At 68.4% G+C, this 26,362-nt stretch carries 22 protein-coding genes and 1 pseudogene; 13 read left to right on the top strand and 10 right to left on the bottom strand.

The window, feature by feature from the left end; all coding sequences use genetic code 11:
- Positions 1-67: 67 nt before the first annotated feature.
- The gene (locus GAA2_RS21465; protein WP_191834604.1) at positions 68-925 is read right to left on the bottom strand and encodes an alpha/beta fold hydrolase; all 858 of its coding nucleotides are present in this window, start codon (positions 923-925) and stop codon (positions 68-70) included.
- A gap of 32 nt (positions 926-957) precedes the next feature.
- Complete coding sequence (locus tag GAA2_RS21460) at positions 958-1,278, bottom strand: ArsR/SmtB family transcription factor (protein ID WP_096274800.1); 321 nt, start codon at positions 1,276-1,278, stop codon at positions 958-960.
- A gap of 94 nt (positions 1,279-1,372) precedes the next feature.
- Between GAA2_RS21460 and GAA2_RS21455 the strand changes: the two genes are divergently transcribed.
- The 5 genes and pseudogenes from GAA2_RS21455 to GAA2_RS21435 all read left to right on the top strand — a co-directional run bounded on the left by GAA2_RS21455 (position 1,373) and on the right by GAA2_RS21435 (position 6,441).
- Entirely contained in the window at positions 1,373-2,992 is a 1,620-nt protein-coding gene (locus GAA2_RS21455) for an ABC transporter substrate-binding protein (protein WP_191834603.1), read from the top strand.
- Entirely contained in the window at positions 2,989-4,065 is a 1,077-nt protein-coding gene (locus GAA2_RS21450) for an ABC transporter permease (protein WP_096275040.1), read from the top strand. The genes GAA2_RS21455 and GAA2_RS21450 overlap by 4 nt, the downstream gene beginning before the upstream one ends.
- Positions 4,062-4,928 (top strand): ABC transporter permease, encoded by an 867-nt coding sequence (locus tag GAA2_RS21445; RefSeq protein ID WP_096274799.1) that lies wholly within the window; start codon positions 4,062-4,064, stop codon positions 4,926-4,928. Before GAA2_RS21450 ends, GAA2_RS21445 begins: the two co-directional genes overlap by 4 nt.
- Positions 4,925-5,557: pseudogene (locus tag GAA2_RS21440) on the top strand (ATP-binding cassette domain-containing protein); the annotation flags it as partial. The gene GAA2_RS21445 and the pseudogene GAA2_RS21440, both read left to right, overlap by 4 nt.
- Positions 5,558-5,829: 272 nt before the next feature.
- A complete protein-coding gene (locus GAA2_RS21435) occupies positions 5,830-6,441 on the top strand; it encodes an ABC transporter ATP-binding protein (RefSeq protein WP_096274798.1) in 612 nt (203 codons plus the stop codon).
- Positions 6,442-6,682: 241 nt separating this feature from the next.
- Here GAA2_RS21435 and GAA2_RS21430 read toward each other — a convergent pair whose 3' ends face one another.
- Positions 6,683-7,639: a R2-like ligand-binding oxidase gene (locus GAA2_RS21430; protein ID WP_159405713.1), complete on the bottom strand. Its 957-nt coding sequence runs from the start codon at positions 7,637-7,639 to the stop codon at positions 6,683-6,685.
- Between the two features lie 101 nt (positions 7,640-7,740).
- Positions 7,741-9,870, bottom strand: a complete 2,130-nt coding sequence (locus GAA2_RS21425; protein ID WP_024499453.1) for an MMPL family transporter — start codon at positions 9,868-9,870, stop codon at positions 7,741-7,743.
- Positions 9,871-10,093: 223 nt separating this feature from the next.
- Here GAA2_RS21425 and GAA2_RS21420 point away from each other — a divergent pair, with 223 nt between their 5' ends.
- Positions 10,094-11,221 (top strand): NDMA-dependent alcohol dehydrogenase, encoded by a 1,128-nt coding sequence (locus GAA2_RS21420; RefSeq protein WP_159405712.1) that lies wholly within the window; start codon positions 10,094-10,096, stop codon positions 11,219-11,221.
- Positions 11,222-11,276: 55 nt separating this feature from the next.
- Here GAA2_RS21420 and GAA2_RS21415 read toward each other — a convergent pair whose 3' ends face one another.
- Both GAA2_RS21415 and GAA2_RS21410 read right to left on the bottom strand, forming a co-directional pair.
- Complete coding sequence (locus tag GAA2_RS21415; RefSeq protein WP_006436661.1) at positions 11,277-11,858, bottom strand: potassium channel family protein; 582 nt, start codon at positions 11,856-11,858, stop codon at positions 11,277-11,279.
- Positions 11,855-13,846 (bottom strand): M13 family metallopeptidase, encoded by a 1,992-nt coding sequence (locus GAA2_RS21410; protein WP_159405711.1) that lies wholly within the window; start codon positions 13,844-13,846, stop codon positions 11,855-11,857. The genes GAA2_RS21415 and GAA2_RS21410 overlap by 4 nt, the downstream gene beginning before the upstream one ends.
- An 85-nt stretch (positions 13,847-13,931) precedes the next feature.
- On the opposite strand from GAA2_RS21410, the gene GAA2_RS21405 reads away from it, so the two are divergent.
- The 3 genes from GAA2_RS21405 to GAA2_RS21395 all read left to right on the top strand — a co-directional run bounded on the left by GAA2_RS21405 (position 13,932) and on the right by GAA2_RS21395 (position 16,977).
- A complete protein-coding gene (locus tag GAA2_RS21405) occupies positions 13,932-15,392 on the top strand; it encodes a dihydrolipoyl dehydrogenase family protein (protein WP_024499457.1) in 1,461 nt (486 codons plus the stop codon).
- A gap of 128 nt (positions 15,393-15,520) precedes the next feature.
- Complete coding sequence (locus GAA2_RS21400; protein ID WP_191834601.1) at positions 15,521-16,258, top strand: FadR/GntR family transcriptional regulator; 738 nt, start codon at positions 15,521-15,523, stop codon at positions 16,256-16,258.
- Positions 16,258-16,977: a sterol desaturase family protein gene (locus GAA2_RS21395; protein ID WP_191834600.1), complete on the top strand. Its 720-nt coding sequence runs from the start codon at positions 16,258-16,260 to the stop codon at positions 16,975-16,977. Before GAA2_RS21400 ends, GAA2_RS21395 begins: the two co-directional genes overlap by 1 nt.
- A 419-nt stretch (positions 16,978-17,396) precedes the next feature.
- On the opposite strand, the gene GAA2_RS21390 is transcribed toward GAA2_RS21395, so the two are convergent.
- Positions 17,397-18,149, bottom strand: coding sequence for a pirin family protein (locus tag GAA2_RS21390; protein WP_096274797.1), 753 nt, complete (start codon positions 18,147-18,149; stop codon positions 17,397-17,399).
- Positions 18,150-18,338: 189 nt separating this feature from the next.
- On the opposite strand from GAA2_RS21390, the gene GAA2_RS21385 reads away from it, so the two are divergent.
- A complete protein-coding gene (locus GAA2_RS21385) occupies positions 18,339-19,976 on the top strand; it encodes an NTF2-like N-terminal transpeptidase domain-containing protein (protein WP_191834599.1) in 1,638 nt (545 codons plus the stop codon).
- A gap of 37 nt (positions 19,977-20,013) precedes the next feature.
- Here GAA2_RS21385 and GAA2_RS21380 read toward each other — a convergent pair whose 3' ends face one another.
- Together GAA2_RS21380 and GAA2_RS21375 are read right to left on the bottom strand one after the other, a co-directional pair.
- The gene (locus GAA2_RS21380; protein ID WP_191834598.1) at positions 20,014-20,463 is read right to left on the bottom strand and encodes a DUF3054 domain-containing protein; all 450 of its coding nucleotides are present in this window, start codon (positions 20,461-20,463) and stop codon (positions 20,014-20,016) included.
- 6 nt (positions 20,464-20,469) lie between these two features.
- Positions 20,470-21,627, bottom strand: a complete 1,158-nt coding sequence (locus GAA2_RS21375; RefSeq protein WP_191834597.1) for a YbhN family protein — start codon at positions 21,625-21,627, stop codon at positions 20,470-20,472.
- Positions 21,628-21,703: 76 nt separating this feature from the next.
- Here GAA2_RS21375 and GAA2_RS21370 point away from each other — a divergent pair, with 76 nt between their 5' ends.
- Genes GAA2_RS21370 through GAA2_RS21360 form a run of 3 tightly spaced genes read left to right on the top strand, consistent with a single transcriptional unit; the run spans position 21,704 to position 24,926 of the window.
- Positions 21,704-22,981: an AI-2E family transporter gene (locus tag GAA2_RS21370; protein ID WP_191834596.1), complete on the top strand. Its 1,278-nt coding sequence runs from the start codon at positions 21,704-21,706 to the stop codon at positions 22,979-22,981.
- Complete coding sequence (gene macS / locus GAA2_RS21365; protein WP_191834595.1) at positions 22,978-24,219, top strand: MacS family sensor histidine kinase; 1,242 nt, start codon at positions 22,978-22,980, stop codon at positions 24,217-24,219. Before GAA2_RS21370 ends, macS begins: the two co-directional genes overlap by 4 nt.
- 11 nt (positions 24,220-24,230) lie before the next feature.
- Complete coding sequence (locus GAA2_RS21360) at positions 24,231-24,926, top strand: response regulator (RefSeq protein WP_096274796.1); 696 nt, start codon at positions 24,231-24,233, stop codon at positions 24,924-24,926.
- A gap of 39 nt (positions 24,927-24,965) precedes the next feature.
- Here the strand turns inward: GAA2_RS21360 and GAA2_RS21355 are convergent, their stop codons facing one another.
- A complete protein-coding gene (locus GAA2_RS21355) occupies positions 24,966-26,315 on the bottom strand; it encodes an MFS transporter (RefSeq protein WP_191834594.1) in 1,350 nt (449 codons plus the stop codon).
- Positions 26,316-26,362: the final 47 nt, after the last annotated feature.

Raw genomic sequence — 26,362 nt, 5'->3', positions numbered from 1 at the left:
TGGTGGATCTGACAGGCGGAAGGGAAACGGCTCGGCGGGAGGGGAATGATGCAGCGGGAATGAGGGGTCAGCGGGAGAGGAAGGAGGTGACCGTGGCCTCGAAGGCCTCCTTGGCCTCGATCATCACCCAGTGCCCGCACTTCGGGAAGATGTGGAGCTCGGCGTCGGGGATGAGACGCATGGGGACCATCGCCATGTCGGGCGGGCTGACTCGGTCGTCGCGGCCCCAGGTGAGCAGCGTAGGGCAGGCGACCTTGTGCATCGACGCCCAGTACGGCGGCGTGTCGGAGGCGGCCATGAACTGCTGCTGCATCTCGAAAGCCGCGGAGCCGTACATCATCTGGGCGGTCTTCTGGGCATCCGGATTGATGGCGGCTTCCCAGCGTTCCTCGATGAGCTCCTCGGTGACCAGCGAGCGGTCGAAGACCATCGAGTTGAGCCACCGCACCAACTTGTCTTTCTCCGGCGCGTCGGTGAACTCCTGGAGGAGTCGCAGGCCCTCGCTGGGACTGGGGCTGAACACATTCGGGCCGACGCCGCCGATGGTGACGAGCTTCTCGACGCGGTCGGGCTTCTTGATCGCCAGGTTGACGCCGACGACGCCACCCATGGAGTTGCCGATCATGGGGGCCTTGTCGATGGCGAGCGCATCCATGAACCGGATGACCGAGCCGCCGGCGGTGAGGACGGGGTGACCCTCGACCGCGTCGCTGACGCCGAAACCGGGGAACTCGATCACGTAGCAGTGGTGTGTCTGCGCGAAATGGCCGAGATTGCCGCGGTAGTTGCGCCAACCGGTGACACCGGGACCCGATCCGTGCAGCAGGATCAGCGGCGGCGCGTCGGCGTCACCCGCCTCGTGGTAGCGCAGGGTGCCCTGGTCGGTCGTCAGTTCCCGTTTGGTCGCTTCGTAGGAGACATCCACGCCACCAGATTAGAACGTGTTCTAATCCGTTGTCACGGGTGTTGGTGATTGTGCTCGTGACCGGGGGATATGTGTCCGACGCCGATGATGTCGTGCAGGATTCGATGGACGATCGCGTCGCCGACGACCTCGTAGTGGACCGTTCGGCCGACCTTCTCCGATCGCACCCATCCCTGGGCGCGCAGGGCGCGAATCGACTGGGAGGCGGCATTCTCGGTGATCCCGATGGCCGCCGCGAGTTCGGCGACCGTCGAGCCCGGGTGGGCGTGCATCTCGGCAACGAGGCGGAGTCGGGTCGGGTCGCTGAGCAGGGTGAAACGCGCGGCCCACGAGTCCGCGTCGAAGTCGGTCACCGGAACCCCTCTTCCTGCTTGTGCCACCCTCCCGATATACACCAACAGCTCGGGGTCGGATGCGACCGACGTGTGTCTGTGCGAACATATGTCGATGACGACACATGTGAGACGTCGGCTGCTCGGACGGCCGGTGACCGTCTCGGTCACCGCTACGCTGCTCGCCGGATTCGTTCTCGCGGGTTGCGGCGGCGGGCAGAGCGCTCCGGCGTCGGATCAGATCGTGCTCGCCGAAAGCCAGGAGCTCGGGCTGTTCAACCCGATGCTCGGCTACGGTCAGCTCGGTGTGTCGCCGATCTACGACGGGCTGCTGGTTCCGGCCGCCGACGGTGACGACCGCATCCCCGATCTCGTGCCCGCACTGGCCGCGTCGAAGCCCGAGCGCGTCGCACCCCGCACGTGGCGGCTAGAGCTCAAGGACGGTGTCACCTTCTCCGACGGCAGTGCCTTCGACTCGGCCGACGTGGTCGCGACCTATCGCGCGGCCGTCGACCCGAAGGTCGCGTCGGGTATCTCGACCGACTTCGCCCCCATTGTCACGGTCGAAGCCGATGGGCCGCACACGATCAGACTGACCATGAACACCGATGCCGATCCCTCGCCGTACCTGCTCGTGGGTATCGTCCCGTCGGAGAAAGTGGAGGCAACGCCTGCTGCGCAGTGGGCGATCAACACCGAACCCGTCGGGACCGGCCCCTACCGCCTCGAATCCCTCGACCCCGACCAAGCGGTCCTCGTCGCTCGCGACGACCGAGCCGGCGACGCTCCGTCGGTGCGCAAGATCGTCTATACGCATGTACCCGACGACAATTCTCGCGCGCAGCGGGTGCAGACGGGTGAGGCCGACGGGGCGAGCCTCCCGCCGCGACTGGCCGACGCGTTCGCCGACGGGTCCGGTGTCGACGTCGCCGTGGTGGCGACGGCTGACTGGCGGGGCGTGTCGCTGCCGGCCGAAAACGACTTCACCGCAGACCCTTCCGCGCGGCTGGCGATGAACATCGGCGTCGACCGGACGTCGATCGTGGAGGACGTCCTCGTGGGCAAGGGTGAACCGGCCGGCACACCGATCGCGAAAGTCTACGGAGACGCCTACAACCCCGACGCCCAATTCGCCTACGACCGCTCCCGAGCCGCGTCGATCCTCGACGATGCGGGCTGGCGACCCGGTTCCGACGGCGTCCGTGTCCGTGACGGCGTCCGCGCATCCTTCGTGCTCCTCTACAACGCCGAGGACACCCTGCGTCGTGACCTGGCGGTGGCGTTCGCGGCGTCGATGAAGCAGATCGGCGTCGAAGTGTTGACGCGAGGCACCAGCTGGGACGAGATCGACACCAAGATGGGCTCGGCTGCCGCGCTTCTCGGCGGCGGTGCCACCCCGTACAGCATCGATTCCCAGGTCTACGACGCCCTGCACACCCGGGTGCCGGGTTCGTCGCCCTACTCCAATCCGGGTGACTTCACCGCACCCGGACTCGACGAATTACTGGACGCCGCACGCGAATCGGCGCCGGGTCCGGAGAACGACGAACGGTACCGTCGCATCCAGCAGATCTATGCCGACCAGCCGTCACAGGTCTTCCTCGCCTTCGTTCACCACGCCTATGTCGCACGAAGCGCGGGGTGGGCGCACGATGCGCCGATTCTCGAACCCCACTCGCACGGCGTGACCTGGGGACCCTGGTGGAATCTGCCGTCCTGGACTCCGACGTCGTGACCACGCAGATCCGAGCGGACACCGCAGGGCTTTCGGGCGCCTCGCGTCCCGCCGCGGAGAATCCCTCCGGCACTGGCGAACACGCGCGACGGCGCACCCGGTCCCGGACTGCCGTCCGACTCCTCGGACGTCGAATCCTGGTGATGGTCCCGACGGTGTTGCTCGTGTCGCTTGGAGTGTTCGCCGTCGCCGCGGCGTCGCCGTTCGATCCGCTGACGGCGCACCTCGGCGACAACTACCAGTCGGCGACGCAAGCGCAGCGGGATGCCGTCACGCAGGCCTACGGACTCGACGACCACTGGTTCGCGGCCTGGTGGAAGTGGTGGGTCGCGGTGTTTCAGGGAGATCTGGGATGGTCGTCGACCATGCGTCAGCCGGTGGCAGAACTGATCGGCCAACGTCTTCCGTTCAGCCTGGGAATGTCGTTGGCGGCGTTTATATCTGCCGCGGTCGTCGCCATCGCGCTGGGGGCGGTCGTCGGCATGCGGCGCGGCGGGATCCTCGACCGCGCCTGCACGACGCTGGCCGCGATGCTCGCCGCGACCCCGCCGTTCGTGGTGTCGCTCGTGCTGGTCAGCATGTTCGCGGTGGGGCTCGGGTGGTTACCGACATCGGGCGCACGACGGCCGGGTGACGACTATTCGGTCGACGGACTGCTCACCCACGCGGTGCTGCCCTATCTGGCGCTGACGATCTCCATGATCCCGTGGCTGCTGCTGACGATGCGTTCGGCGGTCGTCGATGCCGCGGCGTCCGACGCGGTCCGGGGAGCGCGCGCCCGAGGGGTAGGTGGATGGACCTTGCTGCGGGGACACATCGTGCCGGTCTCGGTGTTGCCCACGCTGGCCCTGCTCGGGACACGGTTGCCCGAACTCATCGCCGGCGCCGCGATCGTCGAAACCGTGTTCGGCTGGCCGGGTCTCGCCGAGGCGCTCGTCGATTCGGCGGTGGCACTTGACTTCTCCCTCCTCGCGCCGCTGGCCGTCGGATCGGCTGTCCTCGTTCTGATCGGATCGGCGTTGTCGGATGCAGCTGCGGTGTCGATCGATCCGCGGATCGGGTTGCGGGCATGACCGCGATCTCGCCTCCGGCGATGCGCGACGAGAGTCGTTGGGCCGCAGCGACCGACCGAATCAAGGCCGCTGCCCCCTGGATCGTCCTCGGCGTCATCGGCGCGCTCGCAATCGGGTGGCCTCTCATCGCTGAGGAACAGACCGCCGACTTCGCACAGGCTTTGCGCGCCCCCGGCGACGGTAGCCTCCTGGGCACCGACCATTCCGGATACGGCCTCGGGGTCCGCACCGCGGAGGGCCTGCGGATCTCGTTGGTCATCGCACTCGCCTGCGCGATACTCGCCACCGTCCTCGGCGTCGTCGTCGGTATCGCGTCGGTGACGGCAGGCGGGTGGGTCGACGCGATCGTCATGCGCGTCGTGGACGGCGTCAACGCGCTTCCGCATCTCGTCGTCGGCGTGGTGATCGCCGCGATGTGGCGCGGCGAACCTCTTGCGATCATCGTCTCGATCGCGCTGACCCACTGGCCGGCCGTCGCTCGGGTGGTCAGGGCGGAGCTGCTGGAGGCGACGTCGGCCGGTTGGGTGGAGACCGCGCGGCTCGCCGGCGCCTCGCGAACGTTCATCGCGACCCGGCACCTCATGCCCGCGGTCTCCGGTCAAGTACTGGTCGCGCTGACTGTGCTACTCCCGCATGCGGTGTGGCACGAGACCACTCTGTCGTTCCTGGGCGTCGGTCTCTCCCCGGACGCCGCGAGCCTCGGCACCCTCCTCGGGCAGGCGCGCGGTGACGTCCTCACCGGCGCCTGGTGGACGCTCGTGGTCCCCGGTCTCGCACTCATGGTCACCGCGCTCGCCTGCTCGGCAGCTGCGGGCTCGCTGCGCCGCGCCACCTCGCCTCCGACCGGGGAGGTCTGGCGATGAGTGCTCGTCTCGACGGCCTCACGGTCGATGTCGCCGTTCGACGCCGCGAACCGGTCCGGGTGCTCGATGACGTCACCCTGGATCTACCTGCCGGCGCGATGACCGCTCTCGTCGGCGAATCCGGGTGCGGGAAGTCGATGGTTGCCGCTGCGCTGTGTGGGCTGCTCCCGCCCGGATCGTCAGTGACCGGCCGGGTGTCGCTCGGGGACGATGATTTCCTCGACGACGAGGTCGCCGGTCGCGACCCACGCTGGCGGACGCTGCGTGGACGTCGAGTGGGGCTGGTGCCGCAGTCGGCGGCCACCTCGTTCACCCCGGTGCGCACGCTCGGGTCACAGCTCGACGAGGTGATCAGCGGGCTCGGCGGCACGCGCGACGCCGTCGAGCTGTGCCGGGCGGTCCACCTCGATCCCGACGCTCTGCGGCTCTACCCGCACGAACTGTCCGGCGGGATGGCCCAGCGCGCCGCGATCGCCGCAGCCATCGCCGGCGACCCCGCGATCCTCGTTGCCGACGAGCCGACCTCTGCGCTTGACCCCGACCTCGCAGCCGCGATCTGGGGACTCCTGGCGGACACCGCACGACGCGGCGCCGCGGTGCTGGTGATCACTCATGACGTGGACACGATGGTCGGGGGCCGGCGGGGGGTGGGGGGCTTCGACGCGGTGCCTCGCTTCGCTCGGGACCGGCTCAGCCGGCAGGGGGCGGTGCCTCGCTTCGCTCGGGACCGGCTCAGCCGGCAGGGGGCGGTGCCTCGCTTCGCTCGGGACCGGCTCAGCCGGCAGGGGGGTGCCGACCGAGTCGCAGTCATGCGGGCCGGACGGATCGTCGAAGAAGGTCCAGCTGCCGAGGTTCTCCGTTCGTCAGAGCCGTACGTCGCCGAATTCTTCGAGCCCGTCTCATGACGGCGACGCTGCTCGGGCACGGCCTGACCGCCCGGTTCGGGAGCCGGGAGGTGTTCACCGGCGTCGACGTCTCCGTCGACGCGGGATCCGTCCTCGGGATCGTCGGCCAGTCGGGCAGCGGCAAGACGACGCTTCTGCGCATCCTCGCCGGACTCACCGCACCCGCGGCCGGCACCGTCGAGCAGCGCGGTGTGGAACTTCGGCCGGGAACCATCGGACTGATCGCCCAGCATCCCCGCCTGGTCACCAATCCGCGCTGGACGTTGCGCAGGATCGTCGCGGAACCCGCCACGATCGCGCGACGCAACTGTGACATCGAGGCGGTCGCCGGACGCGTGGGTCTCGACCCCGCACTCCTCGACCGCTTCCCATCACAGGTCTCCGACGGTCAGCTGCAACGGGCCTGCGTCGGCCGCCTGCTGGTGCAGGCGCCGCGGTTCGTGCTGTGCGACGAACCGACCGCGATGCTCGATCCACTGTCGGCGCGGGCGGTCATCGGGCTGCTTCAGGCGCTCGTCGACGACGGTGCCGGCATGGTGCTGGTCAGCCACCAGCGGCGGCTCGTCGACGCGCGGTGTCGTGACGTCGTCGATCTGGACGTGCGGTAGGGGGCTTCGACGCGGCGCCTCGCTGCGCTCGGTGCCGGCTCAGCCGGCGGGGTGGGGGGCTTCGACGCGGCGCCTCGCTGCGCTCGGTGCCGGCTCAGCCGGCGGGGTGGGGCGCCTCGCTGCGCTCGGTGCCGGCTCAGCCGGCGGGGGGTGGGGGGCTTCGACGCGGCGCCTCGCTGCGCTCGGTGCCGGCTCAGCCGTCGGGGGTTGGGGGTGCCGGCTCAGCCGGCGGGGCAGCGGGTCACATCTGCAACCGCACCGCGTCGTCCTCGCCCATGGCGTCCTCGAGGACTTCTGGGGAGTAGTCGACGTCGATGTCGGCGACCGAGCGTCCGCGGGCGGACTCGATCGCGGAGAGCCGGCGCTGGGCGCGGTCGGCGGCATAGGTCAGGAACTCGTTGTTGTCGAGCCCGAAGGGTTGCTCGTCGAACTGCTGGTTGACCCAGTCGATCATGTCGAGCGCCAAGGGGAGGAGTTCGTCCATGCGCTCGCCGACGGCGGCCCACAGCGAGTCGTCGGCGGCGACGTGACGGCGGCAGGTGAAGGTGCCCCATGCCATGTGGCGCCGCTCGTCGTCGCTGATGAACCGGATCAGCTTCTGCATGCCGGGGAAGATGTCGAACCGCGTACAGACCTTCTGCCAGGCGTGATAGCCGGTCAGTGCCAGGCTGCCCTCGATGACGTGGTTGTAGGTGACGCTCGCGCGGATCTGGTTACGCGGCGACGCGTCGTGTTCGAGGGCGTGTAAAGACGCCGGCAACTCCTCGTAAAACAAGCGGCGATAGAAGGGATTGTCGGCGACGAAGGGCTGGAGGTCGCCGGTCAGTCCGACGGAGTCCATCCACATCCGGAAGACCTGGGTGTGTTTGGCCTCCTCGAAACAGAACTGTGTCAGGTACATCTCGTCACCGAAGCGGCCCTCGGTCGCCATCGCCTTCATGAACGGCTGGATGTCCTCGGTCACCGCCTCCTCCCCGGCGATGAACTGACTCACCAGATAGGTTGCGCTGCGCCGTTGTTCGTCGTTCAGCTCCACCCAGTCCTGCGCGTCCCGGGAGAAGTCGATCGCCACCGGATCCCAGAACCGGGAGTTCCCTTTGACGAAGAGTCGCAATGGAAACGAGTCCCAGTTGAGACCGCCCTGCCGCAGTGACGAGAAGTCCTGGCGGCCCTCTTCCTTGTGTTCGATAAGGGTCATGAGATCACCAGCCAACCGACGTGGGAATGCGAATACCTGACGCTAACGCGTTACCGTGCCGACGGTGTTGGAATCAGTGAATTCGCTTGTCACAGCTGATGTTACGCCCTCTCGAGGACGGATTCCGGTGTCGTGTCCTCTTCTTCCCGTTTTGCGAGCGCGCTCGGCCACCAGATCTTGCGTCCGATGTCCAGGGTCAGTGCGGGAACCAGGAGCGTACGCACGATGAGGGTGTCGACGAGGACGCCGAACGCCACCAGGAAGGCCACCTGTACCAGGAACAGGAGTGGGATCACGGCGAGGGCCGCGAAGGTCGCCGCCAGCACGACTCCGGCCGAGGTGATGACGCCGCCGGTCGCGGTGAGCCCGCGGATCATGCCGATGCGGGTGCCATGCCGGAGCGCCTCCTCGCGCACCCGGGTCATCAGGAAGATGTTGTAGTCGATGCCGAGCGCCACGAGGAACACGAAGGCGAACAGCGGGACCACCGGGTCGGCGCCGGGGAAGCCGAACGGACCGTTGAACAGCAGCGCGGCCACACCCAACGTCGTCGCGAAGGAGAGCACGGTCGTCGCGAGCAGGATCGCGGGCGCGAGGACGCTGCGCAGCAGCGCCACCAGGACCAGGAACACGACGATCAGCACGATCGGGATGATCAGGTTGCGGTCGTGGATGGACGTCTCGCGGGTGTCGAGATCGATGGCGGTGGTGCCGCCGACCAGGGCGTTCGCGTTCGGGACCTGGCCGACCGCCGAACGGATGTCGGCGACGGTGTCCTGGGCGGCGAGTGACTCCGCATTGTCGGTCAGCGTGGCGGTGACGGCGACCTTGCCGTCACGGACCATCGGCGCGCTGCCTTCGGTGATCAGTTCGGCGCCGGCGACACCGTCGGTCGCGCGGACCGCGTCGAGTACGGCGGTGCCTGCGCCCTGATCGGCGATGACGTAGGTGGGCGTACCGCTACCGGCGTCGAAATGTCTCGCCTGGATCTCGGCGCCCTCCACGGACTCGACCGAGCCCATGAAGAAGTCGGTCGACGCGATGCCGTCGGCCTTGAAGGTCGGGGCGAATGCCGCGCCGATGAGCAGCAGGATCAGGGTGCCGGCCCAGATGGCGCGCGGCTTGGACGCGACCGTGTCGGCGATGCGCTTCCACAGGCGGTGGGTGGCACCGCTGTCGGCCGAGGTCTGCGGGGCGTACCGGGGGCGCAGCGGCCAGAACGCGGTCCGGCCGAGGAGCGCGAGGGCGGCGGGGAGGAACGTCATCGACGCCAGGAAGGACGCGAGGATGCCGATCGCGGCGACCGGGCCGAGGCTCTTGTTGGAGTTCAGGTCGGACAGCATCAGACAGAGGACACCGGCGATGACGGTGCCCGCCGACGCGGCGACCGGCTCGATCGTGGCGCGCCACGCCTGCCGGAGCGCCGCGTACTTGTCCTCGGTCGCGATCAACTCCTCCCGATATCGGGATACGAGCAGCAGCGCGTAGTCGGTGGCCGCGCCGAAGACCAGGATGAACAGGATGCCCTGGCTCTGACCGTTGAGGTCGAGAACGCCCTGCTTGGTCAGGAAGTAGACGAGGCCCGACGCGAGTCCGAGGGCGAAGACCGCGGAGATGAGGACCACGAACGGCAGGATCGGGCTGCGGTAGACGACGATCAGGATCAGGATCACCACGGTGCCCGCGACCAGCAGCAGCAGGCCGTCGATTCCGGCGAAGGCCTCCCCGAGGTCGGCGACCTGGCCGGCGGGGCCGGTGACCGCGACGGTCAGACCGTCCGGCGCGTCGGCCAGCTTGTCGCGCAAGATCTCCACGGTGTCGGCGGGTTCGCCCGCGCTGTCGATCGGGACGAAGACCTGCGCGGCCTGACCGTCCTGCGACGGGATCGGCGGCGAGACCGCCGGTCCGAATCCGGGCTGACCGGCCACCTCGGAGGTGGTGGTGCGCAGGAACTCGAGGTCGCCGGGCGTGATCCCGCCCGAGCGTTCGGCGATGACGATGCCGGGGATCTCGTCGGTGTCCTGGAAGTCGGCGAGGAGGTTCTGGACCTGCGTGGACTCCGCCGACGCCGGGAGGAAGGAACTGCTGTCGTTGCTCGCGACGCTCGCGAGCTTGCCGGCGAAGGGGCCCGTGATCCCGCCGACGATCAACCAGGCGAGGAGTAGAAGGGCCGGGATCAGCCAGCGGAGCTTGCGGGTGGGACGGGGACTCGAATCGGTCTTGTCCGGCATGGGGCCATCGTTCCAAGTGTTGCTCTCACGTGCCGACGAGGGGCTCGAGGACGGTCGCATGCAACCGATTCGGCGCCGGCCGCAGGCCGGAGCGAACGCGCGAGACGGATCACGTGAAATGGCTGCGGCGACCGCGGTCTTGGACCACCATGTGATGTACGTTGCATAAGCAGACGGCGATATCTAACGCCCTGTTCCGGGGCGGCACGAGTAAGGAGCACATGTGAAGACCAAAGGTGCAGTTCTCCGCAATCCGGGTGAGAAGTGGCAGATCGAGGAGTTCGAGCTCGGCGATCCGGTGGCGGGCGAGGTCCAGGTCAAACTTGTCAGCTCGGGTCTGTGCCACAGCGACCATCACCTCCGCACCGGCGACAGCCCCGCCCCGATGCCGGTTCTGGGTGGTCACGAGGGTGCCGGCGTGGTGACCAAGGTCGGCCCGGGCGTCACCAACCTCAAGGAAGGCGACCACGTCGTCACCGCGTTCATCCCGGCCTGCGGGACCTGCGAGCCGTGTTCGCGAGGACAGCAGAACATCTGCGACGAGGGTGCACGGCTGCTGACCGGCCTCTCGATCGCCGACGACACGAACCGTGCGCACACCCATGACGGACTTCCGCTCGTCCAGATGTGCATGCTCGGGACCTTCGCGCCCTACATCACCGTGAATCAGGCCTCGCTGGTGAAGATCGAGGACGACATCCCGCTCCAGGCGGCGGCACTCCTCGGGTGCGGTGTCGCGACCGGCTGGGGCTCCGCAGTTGAGATCGGCGGGACGCATGCCGGCGACACCGTCGTCGTGGTCGGCATCGGCGGTGTGGGCATCAACGCGGTCCAGGGCGCCGCGGCGGCCGGTGCGCGCCACGTCATCGCGGTCGACCCCGTGCCCTTCAAGCTGCAGATGGCCGAAAAACTCGGTGCGACGCACACCTTCCCGTCGATGGAGGCGGCGGCCGAGGCCATCGGCGACATCACCTGGGGCCGGATGGCCAACACGACGATCCTCACCGTCGGTGAGATCGACGGCTCGATGATCGCGCCCGCCCTGGCCCTCACCGGCAAGGGCGGACAGGTCGTCGTGGTGGGCATGGGCAACTACGCGTCGATGGACGCGCAGATGAACCTCTTCGAGCTCACCCTGCTGCAGAAGCGGGTGCAGGGCGCGATCTTCGGTGGTGCCAGCCCCCGGACCCAGGTGCCGGCGCTGCTCAACGAGTACCGTGCCGGCAAGCTGAATATCGATGATCTGGTGACCAAGACCTACCGGCTCGATCAGATCAACGAGGCCTACGACGACATGCTCGCGGGCAACAACATTCGCGGCCTGATCGTCTACGGCGACGACGACTACTGATCGCTCCGGCGAGGGCGATCACTGATCGCTCGCGCTGACACCCGGCGACGCCAGGTCACCCTCCGGTGGCCTGGCGTTTCTGGTTGATCAGCAGATTGAGGAATCGCAGACCGAGTCCGAGGAGCACGAGGGTGCTGGCCATCTGGATGGACACCGCGATGCGGGCGCCCTGCGAATACGCCGCGATGTCGCCGAAACCGGTTGTCGTGAACACCGTCAGGCAGAAGTACAGGGCGTCCACGCGGCTGAGGTACTCGTTGAAGCTGCCCGGGTCGTATTCGGAGAACAGGTAATACGTGGTGGCGAAGACGACGACGTAGAACGTCGACAGTGCGACGAGCATCTCCATTGCGGTCGCGAGCGGATGGACCGACCGGGCGAACTTCCGGACCTCCCAGACGCAGAAAGATGCCAGCAGGAAGGCGCCGACCGTCAGTCCGAGGATGTTGAGATCGCTCGTCCTGTTGATCGGCAACAAGAAGTATCCGATCAGCAACACGATGGCCGCGCCGACGGGCCGGAGTAGGGCGACTGTCAGATCGCGTCCCTTCGCGAGGACGAAGGATTCCGGTGCCCCGGGTCGCGGTACCGGGGCGCCATCGGGCGAGGCGCCGCCGGCCCCAGGTGCGTCGTTCACCAGATCCGGACCCGCTGGTCTTGCTCGAGATACAGTGCGTCGCCGGGCTTCACGTCGAACGCCTCGTAGAACGCGTCCACGTTGCGCACGACGCCGTTGCACCGGAACTCCGGCGGCGAATGCGGGTCGATGGACAGGCGGCGGATCGCCTCGGCGTCCCGGGTCTTGGTGCGCCAGATCTGGGCCCAGCTGAAGAACACGCGCTGCGTTCCGGTGAGGCCGTCGATGACCGGCGGATCCTGCCCCTCGTGGGCGATCTCGTAGGCGACGAGCGCGATCGACAGACCGCCGAGATCGCCGATGTTCTCCCCGATGGTGAAGTCGCCGTTGACCTTGTGCTCGGGGTCGAGGCCGGTCGGGGTGAACTCGCCGTACTGGTCGATGAGTTTACGTGTGCGTGAGGAGAACTCGGTGCGGTCGGTGTCGGTCCACCAGTCGATGAGGTTGCCGTCGCCGTCGTACTTCGCGCCCTGGTCGTCGAAGCCGTGGCCGATCTCGTGCCCGATGACCGCGCCGATGCCGCCGTAGTTGACCGCGTCGTCGGCCTCGGGATCGAAGAACGGCGGCTGCAGAATGGCCGCGGGGAAGACGATCTCGTTCATGCCCGGGTTGTAGTAGGCGTTGACCGTCTGCGGGGTCATGAACCATTCGTCGTGGTCGACCGGCCCACCGATCTTGGCGAATTCCCGGTCCTGCTCGAACGACGATGCGCGCGCGACGTTCCCGATGAGATCACCGCGGTCGACGCTCAGTGCGCTGTAGTCGCGCCACTTGACCGGGTAGCCGATCTTGGGGGTGAACTTCTCGAGCTTGGCGAGGGCCTTCTCCCGGGTGTCCGGGGTCATCCACGGGAGTTCGGAGATGTTGCGGCGGTAGGCCTTCACCAGGTTCGCGATGAGCTCGTCCATGCGCGCCTTCGCCTCGGGCGGGAAGTGCTTGGCCACATAGAGTTTGCCGACCGCGAACCCCATCGCGCCCTCGACGAAGCCGACGCCGCGCTTCCAGCGGTCGCGGATGGTCTCCGCGCCCGTCAGGGTGCGGCCGTAGAACTCGAAGTTCTCGTCGACGAAGTCCGACGACAGATACGACGCGGCGGAATGGAGCAGGCGCCACGTCAGCCACGTCTTCCACTCCTCGAGCGGGCGTGAGGCGATGAGTGCCGACGCTCCGGACACGAAGGACGGCTGCGCGACGACGACCTCGGCGAAGGTCGGATCGCCGGTGGTGCCCAGACCGCCCAGCCACTCACCGATCGGGAAACCGTCGGCGGCGGAGGCGAAGTCGTCCAGCGTCATCAGGTTGTAGGTGAGTTCGGCGTCGCGGCGCCGGACGACGTCCCAGTGTTCGGCCGCGATGGCGGTCTCGAGATCGAGGATGGTGGCGGCGCGGGCGGCGGCATCGTCGAAGCCGGCGAGGGCGAACATCCGCTCCACGTGTGCGACGTAGGCGGTCCGGGTCCCCGCGTGCTTGTCCTCCCGGTAGTACGACTCGTCCGGCAATCCGAGGCCGGACTGGGTGACGTGCACAAGGTAGCGGTCGGACTTCTTGGCGTCGGTGTCGACGTAATAGCCGAACAGTCCACCGGCGCCGTGACGCTGGAGCCGGCCGATGCGTCGGGCGAGCGCGTCCGCCGAGTCGACGGCCGCGATCTTCTCGAGTTCCCCGGTGATCGGGCCGATGCCGAGTGCCTCGATGTGATCGGTGTCCATGAACGACGCGTAGAGGTCACCGATCTTCTGTGCGTCGGAGCCGCTCGCGGGGCTCGACTCGGCGCATTCGGTGATGATGTCGCGGACGTTCTCCTCGGAGTTGTCGCGCAGCACGTGGAAGGCGCCGTCGACCGAACGGTCGTCGGGGATGACATGCGACTCCAGCCACTTCCCGTTGACGTGGGCGAACAGATCGTCCTGGATGCGGACGGAATCGTCGACCCAGTCGAGGTCGAGTCCGGACTTGAGGTCGGTATTCGAAGCAGTCACGCGCTCCATCCTGTCACCGGATGGGCGATCCGTCAGCAGCGTTCGGTACCGGCGAAATCGCACGAGGTCCCCGGTCGGTCCCTACGGTGGATCCATGGTGGGAGAAACCAGCTACGACGTCGTCGTGATCGGCGGTGGTCCGGTGGGCGAGAATGCTGCCGACTACGCGATACGGGGAAGCGATCGCACGGCCGCGATCGTCGAACACGAACTGATGGGTGGGGAGTGCTCGTACTGGGCCTGCATGCCGAGCAAGGCGCTGCTCGGACCCGGCAACGCCCTCGAGGAGGCGCGGTCACTGGCCGGGTCCCGCGAACGGGCATCGGCGCCGAATCCGGATGCCGACGCCGTGCTCGGCTGGCGGGACACCGTCACCGGGCGTCTCGACAACAGCGCCGCCACGCACGATGACTCCGGCCAGGTGCAGTGGGCCGACGGTGCCGGCATCGAGGTGATCCGCGGTCACGGCCGGATCGTCGGCGAGAAGCAGGTCCGCGTCGGCGACCGGTTGGTGACGGCCCGCGAGGCCGTGGTCATCGCGACCGGCAGCACCGCGTCGGTCCCGCCCGTCCCCGGACTGCGCGAAGCGCTGCCGTGGACCTCGCGCGACGCCACCAACATCCTCGAGATCCCGGAACGGGTGGTGGTTCTCGGCGGCGGGGTGGTGGCGTGTGAGGCCGCGACGTGGCTGCTCGACCTCGGGGTGCGCAGCCTGGTCATGGCCATCCGCGGGGACCGGCTGTTGCCGCGGATGGAACCCTTTGCAGGGGAACGGGTTGCCGACGCGCTGCGGGCTCGCGGCGCCGACATCCGCTTCGGGACGACGATCGAGGCGGTCGAACGAACCGACGCCACTGCCTCGGGATACGGACGACTGCACGGCGGCCCGGCGGTCGTCCGGCTCGCGGGCGACGGTGCGGGGGAGCTCACCGTCGACGAGATCCTGGTCGCGGCCGGAAGGTCGCCGGCGACAACCGATGTGGGCCTCGACTCGCTGGGTTTGGCGGCCAAGGGACCGTTGACGGTCGACGATCACCTCACCGTGCCGGGGCATCCGTGGTTGTACTCGGTCGGAGATGTCAACGGCCGTAACGCGTTGACGCATATGGGCAAGTATCAGGCGCGGGTGGCCGGTGACGTCATCGCGGCGCGGGCGGAGGGGCGAGACCTCGACGGATCGCGGTACGTCGCGGTTTCGGACCATGCCGCGGTGCCGCAGGTGGTGTTCACCAGACCGGAGATCTCCTCGGTGGGGCTGACCCACGCGCAGGCGGAGGACGCGGGCATCGACGTGCGCGTCGCCGAAGGGGGCATCTCGGTGGCCGGGTCGTACCTGCTGGGTCCGGACTACTCGGGGTACGCCTCTCTGGTCGTCGACGCGGCGCGGGACGTCCTCGTGGGTGCGACGTTCGTCGGGGCGCAGACGGGCGAACTCGTGCACTCGGCGACGGTCGCGATCGTCGGTGAGGTGCCGCTGTCGCGGTTGTGGCACGCGGTGCCGTCGTATCCGACCGTCAGCGAGGTGTGGCTGCGATTGCTCGACCAGCTGCGCTGACCTGCAGAATCACCGCTTCAGCGGAGTGCCGCTACGTAGGGCCGGCGCGTCTCCGCCGACGTCGCGAGCATGCGGCACAATTGGTCTGACCACTTGACCACCTGACCGAGGGTGGCTACCGTCACAGCATGCCCTTCGAGCCGGTGACCCAGCAGAGCGCACCCGAGATCGTCTTCGACCAGATCGTCGAGGGGGTGCTCTCCGGCGATCTGGCCGCCGGTGAAGCGCTCCCCAGCGAACGAGAGCTGGCACGGATGCTCGGGGTGTCCCGGCCGACGGTGCGCGAGGCGCTCAAACGAGTCGCCGCGGCCGGGCTCGTGACCATCCGGCAGGGCTACGGCGCGCGCGTCCAGGACATTGCACGCACAGGCGGGCTCGACCTGTTGCCACGGCTGCTCCTCCGTGGAGGGGCGCTCGTGCCGAGTGTCGCGCGGTCGATCGTCGAAGCGCGCGCCGCCGTCGGGCCGGAGGTCGCCCGCCTCGCGGCGCAACGTGCCACCGACGACGATCTCGTCGCGATCCGGTCGGTCCTGGATCGTCTCGCCGCCGAGCCGGACCCGATCGGCCAGCAGGTCGCCGCCCTCGAGTTCTGGAGCGTCGTCATCGACGCGGCCGACTCGATCGCCTTCCGGCTCATGTACAACTCGCTGCGCGCCGCCTACGAGCCCGCCGTACCCGCTCTGGCCGGGGTCCTGGAACCCGAGGTCGGGAACATCGAGGGCTACCGCGCGCTCGTCGACACCATCGCCGCGCACGCACCCGAACGCGCCGAAGCCGCGGCCCGAGCCCTTCTCGCACCCGCGACGACGGCACTACTCGCTCTCTGCGAGGCACTCGAGAACACCGACCCACAGGAGGAACACTGATGGCCGCCGACGAGATCGACATCAAGGCGCGCCGGCAGGTCGCGGCCGAGGAACGACGCATGCGGTCGCGGCACTCGATGTCGCTGCGCGACGCATTCGCCGAGTTCCTCCGGCATCCGTCGCCGTGGATCATGGCGGGCTTTCTGGGTGCGGCCCTGGTAGCGCGAGTGTGGTTGGGCGGCTGGGGTTTCGCCGACCTGCTCGTCCCCGTCATCATGGTTGCGAGCTTCCCTCTGGTGGAGTGGCTGATCCACGTGTTCGTCCTGCACTGGCGCCCGAAGCGGCTGGGCCCGGTCACCATCGACCCGCTCGTCGCACGCAAACATCGTGAACATCACCAGAATCCGCGCGACATCCCGCTCATCTTCATCCCGTGGCAGGTGCTGATCGGGGTGATGATCGCGGCCCTCATCGTCGGACTCGTCGTCTTCACGAGCGTCGAGCGCGGGCTGACCTTCCTGGTCGTGCTGCCGGCGATAGGCCTGGTCTATGAGTGGACGCACTACCTGATCCACTCCGACTACCGGCCGCGCCACGCGTTCTACCGCAGGATCTGGCGCAACCACCGGTTCCACCACTACCGCAACGAGCACTACTGGTTCACGGTCACCACCGCCGGGACCGTCGACCGGTTGCTCCGGACCTACCCCGACCCGGACACCGTCGAGAAGTCACCGACCGCGAAGGATCTGCACGCGCTGTCGCGGACGGCGGAGTAGGTCTGAGGCGCCGGCCGAAGGCCGATGGGGCTCGGTGAGGTCGTTTCGATACGGCTCCGGTTGCTGGTTGAGCCGGTAGCGAGCGGAGCGAGCCACCGCGTCGAAACCTCGCGCCGTGCTGGTGAGCGGATCGGTGGCGGGAGGGGTTTCGACGCGACGCCTCGCTTCGCTCGGTGTCGGCTCAACCGGCGTGGGGTTGTTCGGTGGCGGGAGGGGTTTCGACGCGACGCCTCGCTTCGCTCGGTGTCGGCTCAACCGGCGTGGGGTTGTTCGGTGGCGGGAGGGGTTTCGACGCGACGCCTCGCTTCGCTCGGTGTCGGCTCAACCGGCGTGGGGTTGTTCGGTGGCGGGAGGGGTTTCGACGCGACGCCTCACTTCGCTCGGTGTCGGCTCAACCGGCGGGGGGTTGCTGGGGTGGCTCAGGAACCGCCGAGCCCCGTCGCCATCGACCACACGAGGATCTCGGCGCCGGCAGAAGACGTGACCGACATCAGGTCGGCGTCGACGGCGCGGACGGTGTCGCCGGCGTCCAGAGGCGCAGGTTCCCCGTCGACGGTGGCCTCGGCCTGCCCGTCGACGACGAACAGGTGGGTGAACCGGGCGGCCGGGAGTTCGACGGTCCCGCCTGCGCGCAGCCGCGCGGCGTAGAGCGTGGCGCCGGCGTTGGCGAGGGAGATCGCGGCCCCACGGTCGGGGGCCCCGGAGGCGACCGGGACCAGCTCACCGGTCGACAGCTGGTCGGCGACGTCGGCCTGGTCGTAGGACGGGGTGAGTCCGTGCCGGTCGGGCATCAGCCACATCTGCACGTAGTGCACCGGCTCGGTCCCGGAACCCGCCAGCCCGGGCCAGGAGTCGTTGCGCTCGGAGTGCTCTACCCCGGTACCGGCGCTCATCCGCTGTACGAGACCGGGATAGAGCACTCCGGAGTGGCCGGCCGAGTCGCGATGCACGAGCGTTCCGGAGACGACCCACGTGACGATCTCGCTCTCCTGATGATGGTGGAGGTCGAAGCCCGCGCCGGCCGCCACCTCCTCCTCGTTGAACGCGAGGAGAGCACCGAAGTGGGTGTTCGTGGGATCGTAGTGATCGCCGAAGGAGAACCCGTGTCGTGAGGTGAGCCAGTCGGTCGTCGTGACCATGCGATCGTCGCCGGGGATCACCGTGAAAGCCATGGCTCCATCATCGCAGTCGGCGCAGGCCGGACTCGGCCCGGCTTGTCCCCCGTTTGGTGGATCGAACCATACGTCCCGGACCGATGCGACCCGCAGATTGCGGGACGAGATGAGTTCGTGACCGGCTTGATTCCCGAATGGAAGCTGGGAGCGTCGAATTCGAGTGTGACAAGAGTGAAGATTGTCGTCATGAAGATCTGGGTCAAGCGCGCAACATCCGCCGCTTGCGCCGCGGTCACCTGTGCCGTCGTGGTGAGTTCCTGTTCGCTCACCGGATCGTCGAACACCGGTGCTGCCGCCGCCATCGACGCATTCGCCAGCGCGCTGAGCCGACAGGACGCCGGCGGTGCCGCGCAGCTCACCACCGCGCCCGGTCAGGCCGGCGACAGTCTGATCACGACGCTGAAATCGATGTCTGCGCAACGGATCGACGTCGACGTCGAGAAACCCGTCGAATACAGCGACGGCACCGCGACCTTCGCGCTGACCACGAAGTGGAACTGGGACAAGGGACGCGCCTACGAGGCGAGCAGTGAAGGAACTGCCCGGAAGCTGTCGTCGGGCTGGAAGGTCACGTGGGATCCGGCGATCCTGCATCCGGGTCTCGGCGCCGGAGGTCACCTCCGCGAGATCCGCACCGACGCGACGCCCTCACCGTCGGTGCGCAGTCGCTCGAACAAGGTCTTCATGTATCTCCAACCGGTGAACGAAATCGTCATCGACCCTGCACAGACGCGCGATCTGGCGGCCACGACCCGAGCGCTGGCCGGAGTGATCGCGCCGATCGCGCCGCTGATCACCCCAGCGGTCATCAGCGAGAAGCTGGCCGAGACGCCGGGTAAGTCGGTCATCGCCGTCACGCTGCGCGATCCGGACATGCAGGTTCTCGCGGGCGACCCCGCGCGTGTGCCCGGCGTGAGTGTCAACCGCACCGATCAGCTCGTCATGGCCGACCGTCGGCTGTCGTCGCCGCTCGAGGACGGCCTGACCAACTACTGGCAGGCGATCCGCGACGCCACAGCCGGCTGGCAGGTCGAGATGGTCAACCCCGGCGTCCGGCCGCGCCGCCTCGCAGGTGAGCAGGGACCGCCCGGACCCGATGTGCTGTCGACCGTCGATCAGGGTGTGCAGCTGACCCTCGGCGACGCCGCGGTCGAGGTCGGGCAGCCCGCCACGATCCTCACCCTCGACGCCCAGACCGGCGCGATCCTGGGCATGGCGCAGAACACGTATGCAGCCGAGCGCAGCATCGAGGTCGATCGGGCCTACCCGGTCGGTTCGACGCTGAACCCGGTCTTCGACGAGGTCGGACGCATTGCCGGGCCGCAGCCCGAGCAGGCGGACACGTTGCTCGATCGCCTGGGTCTCGGTGTCCAGTTCACCGTGCCGGGGGCCAGCGTTCCGACGCCGGGCCAGCCCGGTATCGCGACCATCGGTTACCGCCCGGGCCAGACGAACATGTCGATGACCAACATGGGTGCGCTCGGCGTCGCACTGGCACGCGCCGCGGCGGGTCAGCCCTCGTCGGTGCCGCCGTTCGTCCTGAGGAACGTGCCCACCAAGGTCGCCGGCGGTGAGCTCGGCGGCCTCGACCCCGCTCTCGTCGGACCGATCTTGAAGGCGATGACCACCACCGCGGCAACCGGTGATGCCAGCGACCTCACCCGGGCACCCGGGCTGAAGGCGCTGGTCGGCACCAACGGCCCGGAGGGACCGGGCTGGTTCGTCGGCATCCAGGGCGGACAGGTGGTCGTCATCTATACCGAAGGTCCGAAGTCGGGTACCGCGGCGCTTCAGGTGGCGCAGAAGTACTTCACCATCAAATAGCCGGGGACGTCGGCCGGTCGAGGACGCCGGCCACGTGTCATCGCCTGGCGGCGCGCCGGCCGAGGTAGGCGAAGACCGCGCGCCATCCGAGCAGGAAGACGGCGAGCGTCACGGTCGCGACGATGACGAAGCTGGCGGCCACGCCCTGGCTGAGGATGAAGCGCAGGATCATCGCGACGGTCACGGTGCAGAACCAGATGACGATCCCGACCGGTACCACGCGGTCGGGACGGAAGTCGTGGCCGAAGAAGTCGCTGGACCGCACGTGGGCGTACACGTAGGTGATCGACCAGCCGGCCGCGCAGCCCACGAGGAACGGCCACAGCGTGTGCAGAAAGGCGACCGGTGCGTAGCCCTCTTCGTGGCTGGCCCGGCCGATCACCACGAAGATCGTGATGGCCACCGCGTCGAACAGGGCGGCAACCGGTCCGGTCGCGGTCCCGCGCGCCGGTGAGGTCCCCGCCTCGGTGGGGTTCGGGATCGGCATGGTGGTCTACCGTACCGGGTCTGGCGGGGGATCAGTGTCGGACCCTTGACCGGACTCCGAACGGGACGGGTCCTCCGATGCGGTCGCGTCGACGTCCCGCTCGACCGCGTCGATGAACGTGTCGTCGCGTCTGATCCGGCTGCGGAACATGATCGCGATGACCACCCAGCCCACCGCCGCGACGAAGACGTAGCTGATGATCCGGTAGATCAGGACTGCGGTGATGGCGTCGGCGGCGGGCATCCCGGCGCTGGTGAGGGCCGGGACCAGCACGGCGTCGACCACGCCGATGCCGCCCGGGAGCAACGGGATCGCCGTGCCGACGGCCTTGCCGGCCGCGTACGCGACCATGAGTCCGGAGATGCTCGGGTGCGCGTCGACGGCCCAGCACGCGAACATCAGGCACGCCACGTCGGCGACCCAGTTGAACAGGCTCCAACCGAAGGCGACCGACGTGTCGCGTTTGGTCAGCTGGACCGCGCGGAGCTGCTCCAGGGTCTCGAAGAGCTTCTCGGTGCCGTGGTCGTCGGGTTTGTTGCGGAGCTGGTTGATCCAGCCCAGCACCCGGATGCCGGTGTTCTTCAGAGATTCCGGATGGCTGGCGAGGTACTGCAGGACCACCGCGACCGCGAGCAGACCGGCGACCGAGAACACGACGGAGAACGGGCTGGTCTTGGCGCCGGCGAGCATCGCGCCGCCGAAACCGAGGACGGCGAGGCCGACGCCCGCCAGCAGCCCCGACATGACGACCTGCCACGACGCGACGACCGGGGTCGCACCCCACTTGCGCGTCTCGCGGTAGGTGAAGGCGGGCGACAGCACCTGGCCGCCCGGCATCGTCTGGCTGAGCGAGTTGGCGGCCAGGATGACCGACAGCGACTTCCACTGGGTGACCCGGACGCCTGCCGAACGCAGCAGCGCGCGCTGGACCTGCGCGAAACTGTCCATCGACAGCATCGCGGCCACGACACAGGCGAACACCCAGTGCCATTTGATGTCGCCGATGCGTAGCCAGGCCTTCTTCAGCTCGGGCCAGATCAGCACGACCTCGACACCGAGGATCACCAGGACGACGGCCAGGAGGACCCACCGCACCCACCAGAAGCGGGGACGGGTGGCCGAGCGCGGGGTCACGTCCCCCGGCGAGCCAATATCCTCCGACATACGTGACACCTTAGGCCAGGCTGTATCGCCGTATGTCCACCACCATTGGGTAGATCGACTGTCTACTGTTGCTCTCGTGAGCGAAGCCGAACCGGCCGGTCGGCCGCATGTTGCCCCGGACCTCGCGTCCCTCGACCGTGCCAGGGTCCACCCGCAGGTGCGAGCCGCCGCGGAATGGGCGTGGCGGTTGCTCCTGCTCCTCTTCGCGGCCTACGTCGCCGCCAAGCTCTTCGTGGAGTTCGAGGAGGTGCTGGTCCCGGTCGCGCTGGCGATCCTGATCGCGGCGATGCTCGTACCCGCGGTCGACGCCCTCGACCGTCGCGGGGTGCCGAGATCCCTGGCCGTGCTCCTCAACATCCTGCTCGCGCTGGGATTCATCGCGGGTGTCATGACCTTTGTGGTGCGCGAGTTCATGCGGGGCGTGCCGCAGCTCGTCGAAGAGGTCAGCGCAACAGTGGAGCGCACCAAGGAGTGGTTGATCGAGGGGCCGCTCGACCTCGACCCCGAGCAGGTGCGCAATGCGGGTACCGACATCCTGGACTTCCTGCAGCACAACCAGGATCGGGTCACCAGCGGCGCGCTCGCCACCGCCACCACGGCGAGCGAGATCATCACCGGCGCATTGCTCACTCTCTTCCTCCTCATCTTCTTCCTCTACGGAGGTGATCAGATCTGGCGGTTCTCGGTCGGCGTCGTACCCGTCGCGACCCGTGACCGGGTGTGGCGAGCGGGGATCGCCGGATTCGGGACGCTCGTCGGCTACGTGCGGGCCACGGTCGCCGTGGCCTTCGTCGACGCCTGCGGTATCGGCGTGGGCCTCGCCATCCTGCAGGTTCCGCTCGCCCTTCCGCTGGCGTCGCTGGTGTTCCTGGGCGCGTTCATCCCGATCGTCGGTGCGCTGCTGAGCGGTTCGCTGGCGGTGCTGGTCGCACTGATCACCCAGGGCTGGCTCGCGGCCGTCGTGGCCCTCGCCATCGTCGTCGGCGTCATGCAGCTCGAAAGCCATGTGCTGCAACCATTCCTCTTGGGACGTTCGGTGCGGCTGCATCCGGTCGCGGTCGTCCTGGGCATCGCCGCGGGGCTGGTCTCGGCGGGGATCATCGGCGGCCTGCTCGCGGTACCGCTCATCGCCTTCCTCAACACCGCGATACGGCACCTGAAGGACAGCGAGGGCGCGGCCGACGACCAGGAGGCCGCCGGTGGTCACGTGGTCGAACCCAGTGAACCCGTGTGGGACACCGCCGATCCCGATGCGACCGCGGATGCGGTGGCCGAGCGCGGCACGAGGCCCGGTGGTGAGACACCGAGATCCGATGAGTCCGAGCCGGATCCCCGGGAACCGGGACCATCGTGAGCGCAGAGCCGTTCGCGCGGTGGGTCGCGCAGATGCGGCACACCGAGGCCGGACGGCCGGCCCGTGCCGTCGACGCCGATCCGGTCGGCCCGCTGTGGCGCGGCGCGCAGATCTTCCGGTTGCTGTCGTATCTGTATGCGCTCGGCTTCCAGATCGCGATCAACGACGACCTCGAGCATCGTGCCGTCGCGTGGGCGCTCTTCGGTCTGCTGACCGCCTGGACGCTGGTCAGCGGCATCGGCTACTTCATCGGATTCGCCCGCAACCGCTACTGGGTGACCGCCGAGGTCGTCGTGGTCTGCGGCCTGATGCTGTCCACCTCATATGTGGCCGATGCCGGGTGGGCATGGCACAACCAGACCTGGCCGACGACGCTGTGGGCCACCAACGCGGTGATCTCGGTGGCCATCCTGGCCGGCCCGACGTACGGGATCCTCGCGGGCCTCGTCGTCGGCGGGACGAGCACTTTCGTCAAGGGCGAGCTGAACCTGAACTTCGGACGCAACGCCACGATCATCGTGATCGTCGCGACCGGTATGGCCGTCGGACTCGCCGCGGCGAACGCCCGCCGAACGCATGAGAAGCTCTCGGCCGCAGCACGTATCGCGGCGGCCGCCGAAGAACGTGAGCGCTTGTCGCGCGAGGTGCACGACGGAGTGCTTCAGGTGCTCGCGCTCATCGCCCGGCGAGGTCGTGAGATCGGTGGCCCCACAGCAGAACTGGCGTCGTTGGCCGCCGAACAGGAACGCGCGTTGCGTCGACTGATCTCCGACGCCGGGGATGCCGGTGCCGAAGAAGACCTGGACGGCGTCGGCGTGCCGGGCACCGGGGAGCTGGATCTCGCGGCCGCACTGAGGGTGTTCGCCGACGATCGGATCTCGGTGAGTGCACCCGCCGACCCCGTCCCCGTACCCGCCCGCATCGGGCACGAGATCCGCGCCGCCGTGGTCAACGCTCTCGACAACACGCACCATCACGCGGGACCCGATGCGCGCGCCTTCATCCTGGTAGAGGATCTGGGGGACGACGTGGTGGTGAGCGTACGCGACGACGGTGTCGGAATCGTCGAGGGCCGACTGGCGCAGGCGGTCTCTCAGGGACGTCTCGGTGTCGCGAAATCCATTGTCGGCAGAATCGAGTCGGTGGGCGGCACGGCCGTCCTCGACACCGAACCCGGCGGCGGCACCGAATGGGAGTTCACCGTTCCACGTCGGCAGACCGAGGGTCGGCGGGACTGAGGGAGGGACCGATGGGCACAGTCGAGTCGGAGGACGAACACGTGTCAGACGGTGCGGCAGGACGGTTGCGGATCATGGTCGTCGACGACCACCCGATCTGGCGCGACGCGGTCGCCCGTGACCTCGCCGACGAGGGGTTCGACGTGGTGGCCACCGCTGACGGGGTGGGCAGCGCGGGTCGTCGTGCGGCCGCGGTCACCCCGGACGTCGTGCTGATGGACATGCAACTCCCCGACGGCTCAGGTGCCGACGCAACCGCGGCGGTGCTCGAGGTGTCGCCACGGACCCGCATCCTCGTACTCTCGGCCTCGAGCGAACGAGATGACGTGCTCGAGGCCGTGAAGGCCGGCGCCAGCGGATATCTCGTGAAGTCGTCGTCCCGCGAGGAACTAGTGTCCGCGGTCCGCGCGACCGCGGACGGGCAGGCCGTGTTCACGCCCGGGCTCGCCGGTCTCGTCCTGGGCGAGTACCGCAGGATGTCGCAGCAACCCGACGCCTCGGCGGCGACACCGTCCCTCACGGACCGGGAGACCGAGGTGTTGCGGCTCGTGGCGAAAGGGCTCAGCGCCAAGCAGATCGCTCGGCGGCTGTCCCTCAGTCACCGTACCGTCGAGAACCATGTGCAGGCCACGCTCCGGAAGCTGCAGCTGGGCAATCGTGTGGAACTGACCCGTTACGTCATCGAACACGGCCTGGAGGAGGACTGAGTCCTCCGCCCGGCCGGTTGATGAAAGCGGTTGTGCCGGTTACAGGTCGGTGGCCGCGAGGGGGGCCGACGTGATCGGGGTGGCCGGTGCGACCTTCGGTGTCACGACCATCAGAGTGGCCGCCGCACCGGCGAGCGCGATACCGCCGAACAGGTAGAACGCGGTCCCCGACGAGACACCGGCGCCAATCAGCAGGCCACCGATGATCGGGCCGACGATTCCGCCCAGGCGGCCGAAGCCGGCACACCAGGCGACGCCCGCGCCGCGGGCCTCCGTCGGGTAGAAGTTCGACACGAAACCGTAGATCAGGACCTGGGTCCCGATGGTGCCCGTGCCGGCGACCGCGACCGCGACGAGCAGGATCGGCAGCGGGAGACCGAATGTCAGGCACACGAGCGCGAAGGTGGCCAGACAGAACGATGTCGCGACGACCTGCTGCGGGCCTCGCTGATCGGCGAGACGGGCCGCGATCAGGCCGCCCACGATCGCGCCGCCGTTGAGGACCAGCAGGAACGAGAGCGACCCCTTGGCGTCGAATCCATTGGCCTCCATGATCTGCGGAAGCCAGGTGTTGAGACCGTAGGTCAGCAACAGGCCGACGAAACTCATCGTTCCCAGCAGCAGCGTCGGCACGGCGAACCGGCGCGTCACCAGGGCGGCGAAGCCGAGCTTCACCGGAGCCGGTGCCGGCTCCTGGCGAAGGTGGCGTGTCCGTAGATCCACCGGAATCCCGGTGTGCGTGCTGATCTCGCGGGCTTCCTCATACCGTCCGCGTGCGGCGAGCCACTGCGGGGACTCGGGCATCTTCAGCACCGCGAGCGGGAGCAGCGTCACGAGCGGCAGTGCCCCGATCCAGAACAGGCCGCGCCACCCGATCTGATCGACGAACAGCATTGCCAGCACGGACGCGAGGACGCCGCCCGCCGGGACCCCGCTGTAGACGATCGCGTTGAACAGGTTCCGCTTGGAGGCCGGCGCGAACTCGGCGACCATCGCTCCCGCGGTCGCGACCAGGCCGCCGATCCCGATCCCGGTGAGAAAGCGCAGGATTCCGAACGAGACGAGGTCGGTGGCCAGGGCGGTCGCCGCCATGCCGACGGAGAACCAGACGATGTTGACCAACATCATCCGACGCCGGCCGACCCGGTCACCGAACGCGCCGGCGGCCAGAGCGCCGATCATCACGCCGATGAGCGCGTAGGACCCGAGCGCGCCGGCGGTCGCCGGGGTCAGCTCGCCCAGCTGTCCCGGGTCATCGAGCAGAGTCGGCAGGACCGTCCCGTAGACGACGAGGTCGTAGCCGTCGAAGACGATGGCGACGGCGGCGAGGGTGACGATCCAGAGCACGCTGCGGCGATGCTCCGGAGACGTCCAGGTCGAAGAGTTCATGCGGGCTGTCCCTCCAGCGTTGGTGTGCTGGCAGACATCCTGCCCAC

It is taken from the genome of Gordonia ajococcus, assembly GCF_012974285.1.
In the GTDB taxonomy this organism is placed as follows: domain Bacteria; phylum Actinomycetota; class Actinomycetes; order Mycobacteriales; family Mycobacteriaceae; genus Gordonia; species Gordonia amicalis.
This window is presented reverse-complemented; position numbering and strand designations above follow the sequence as displayed.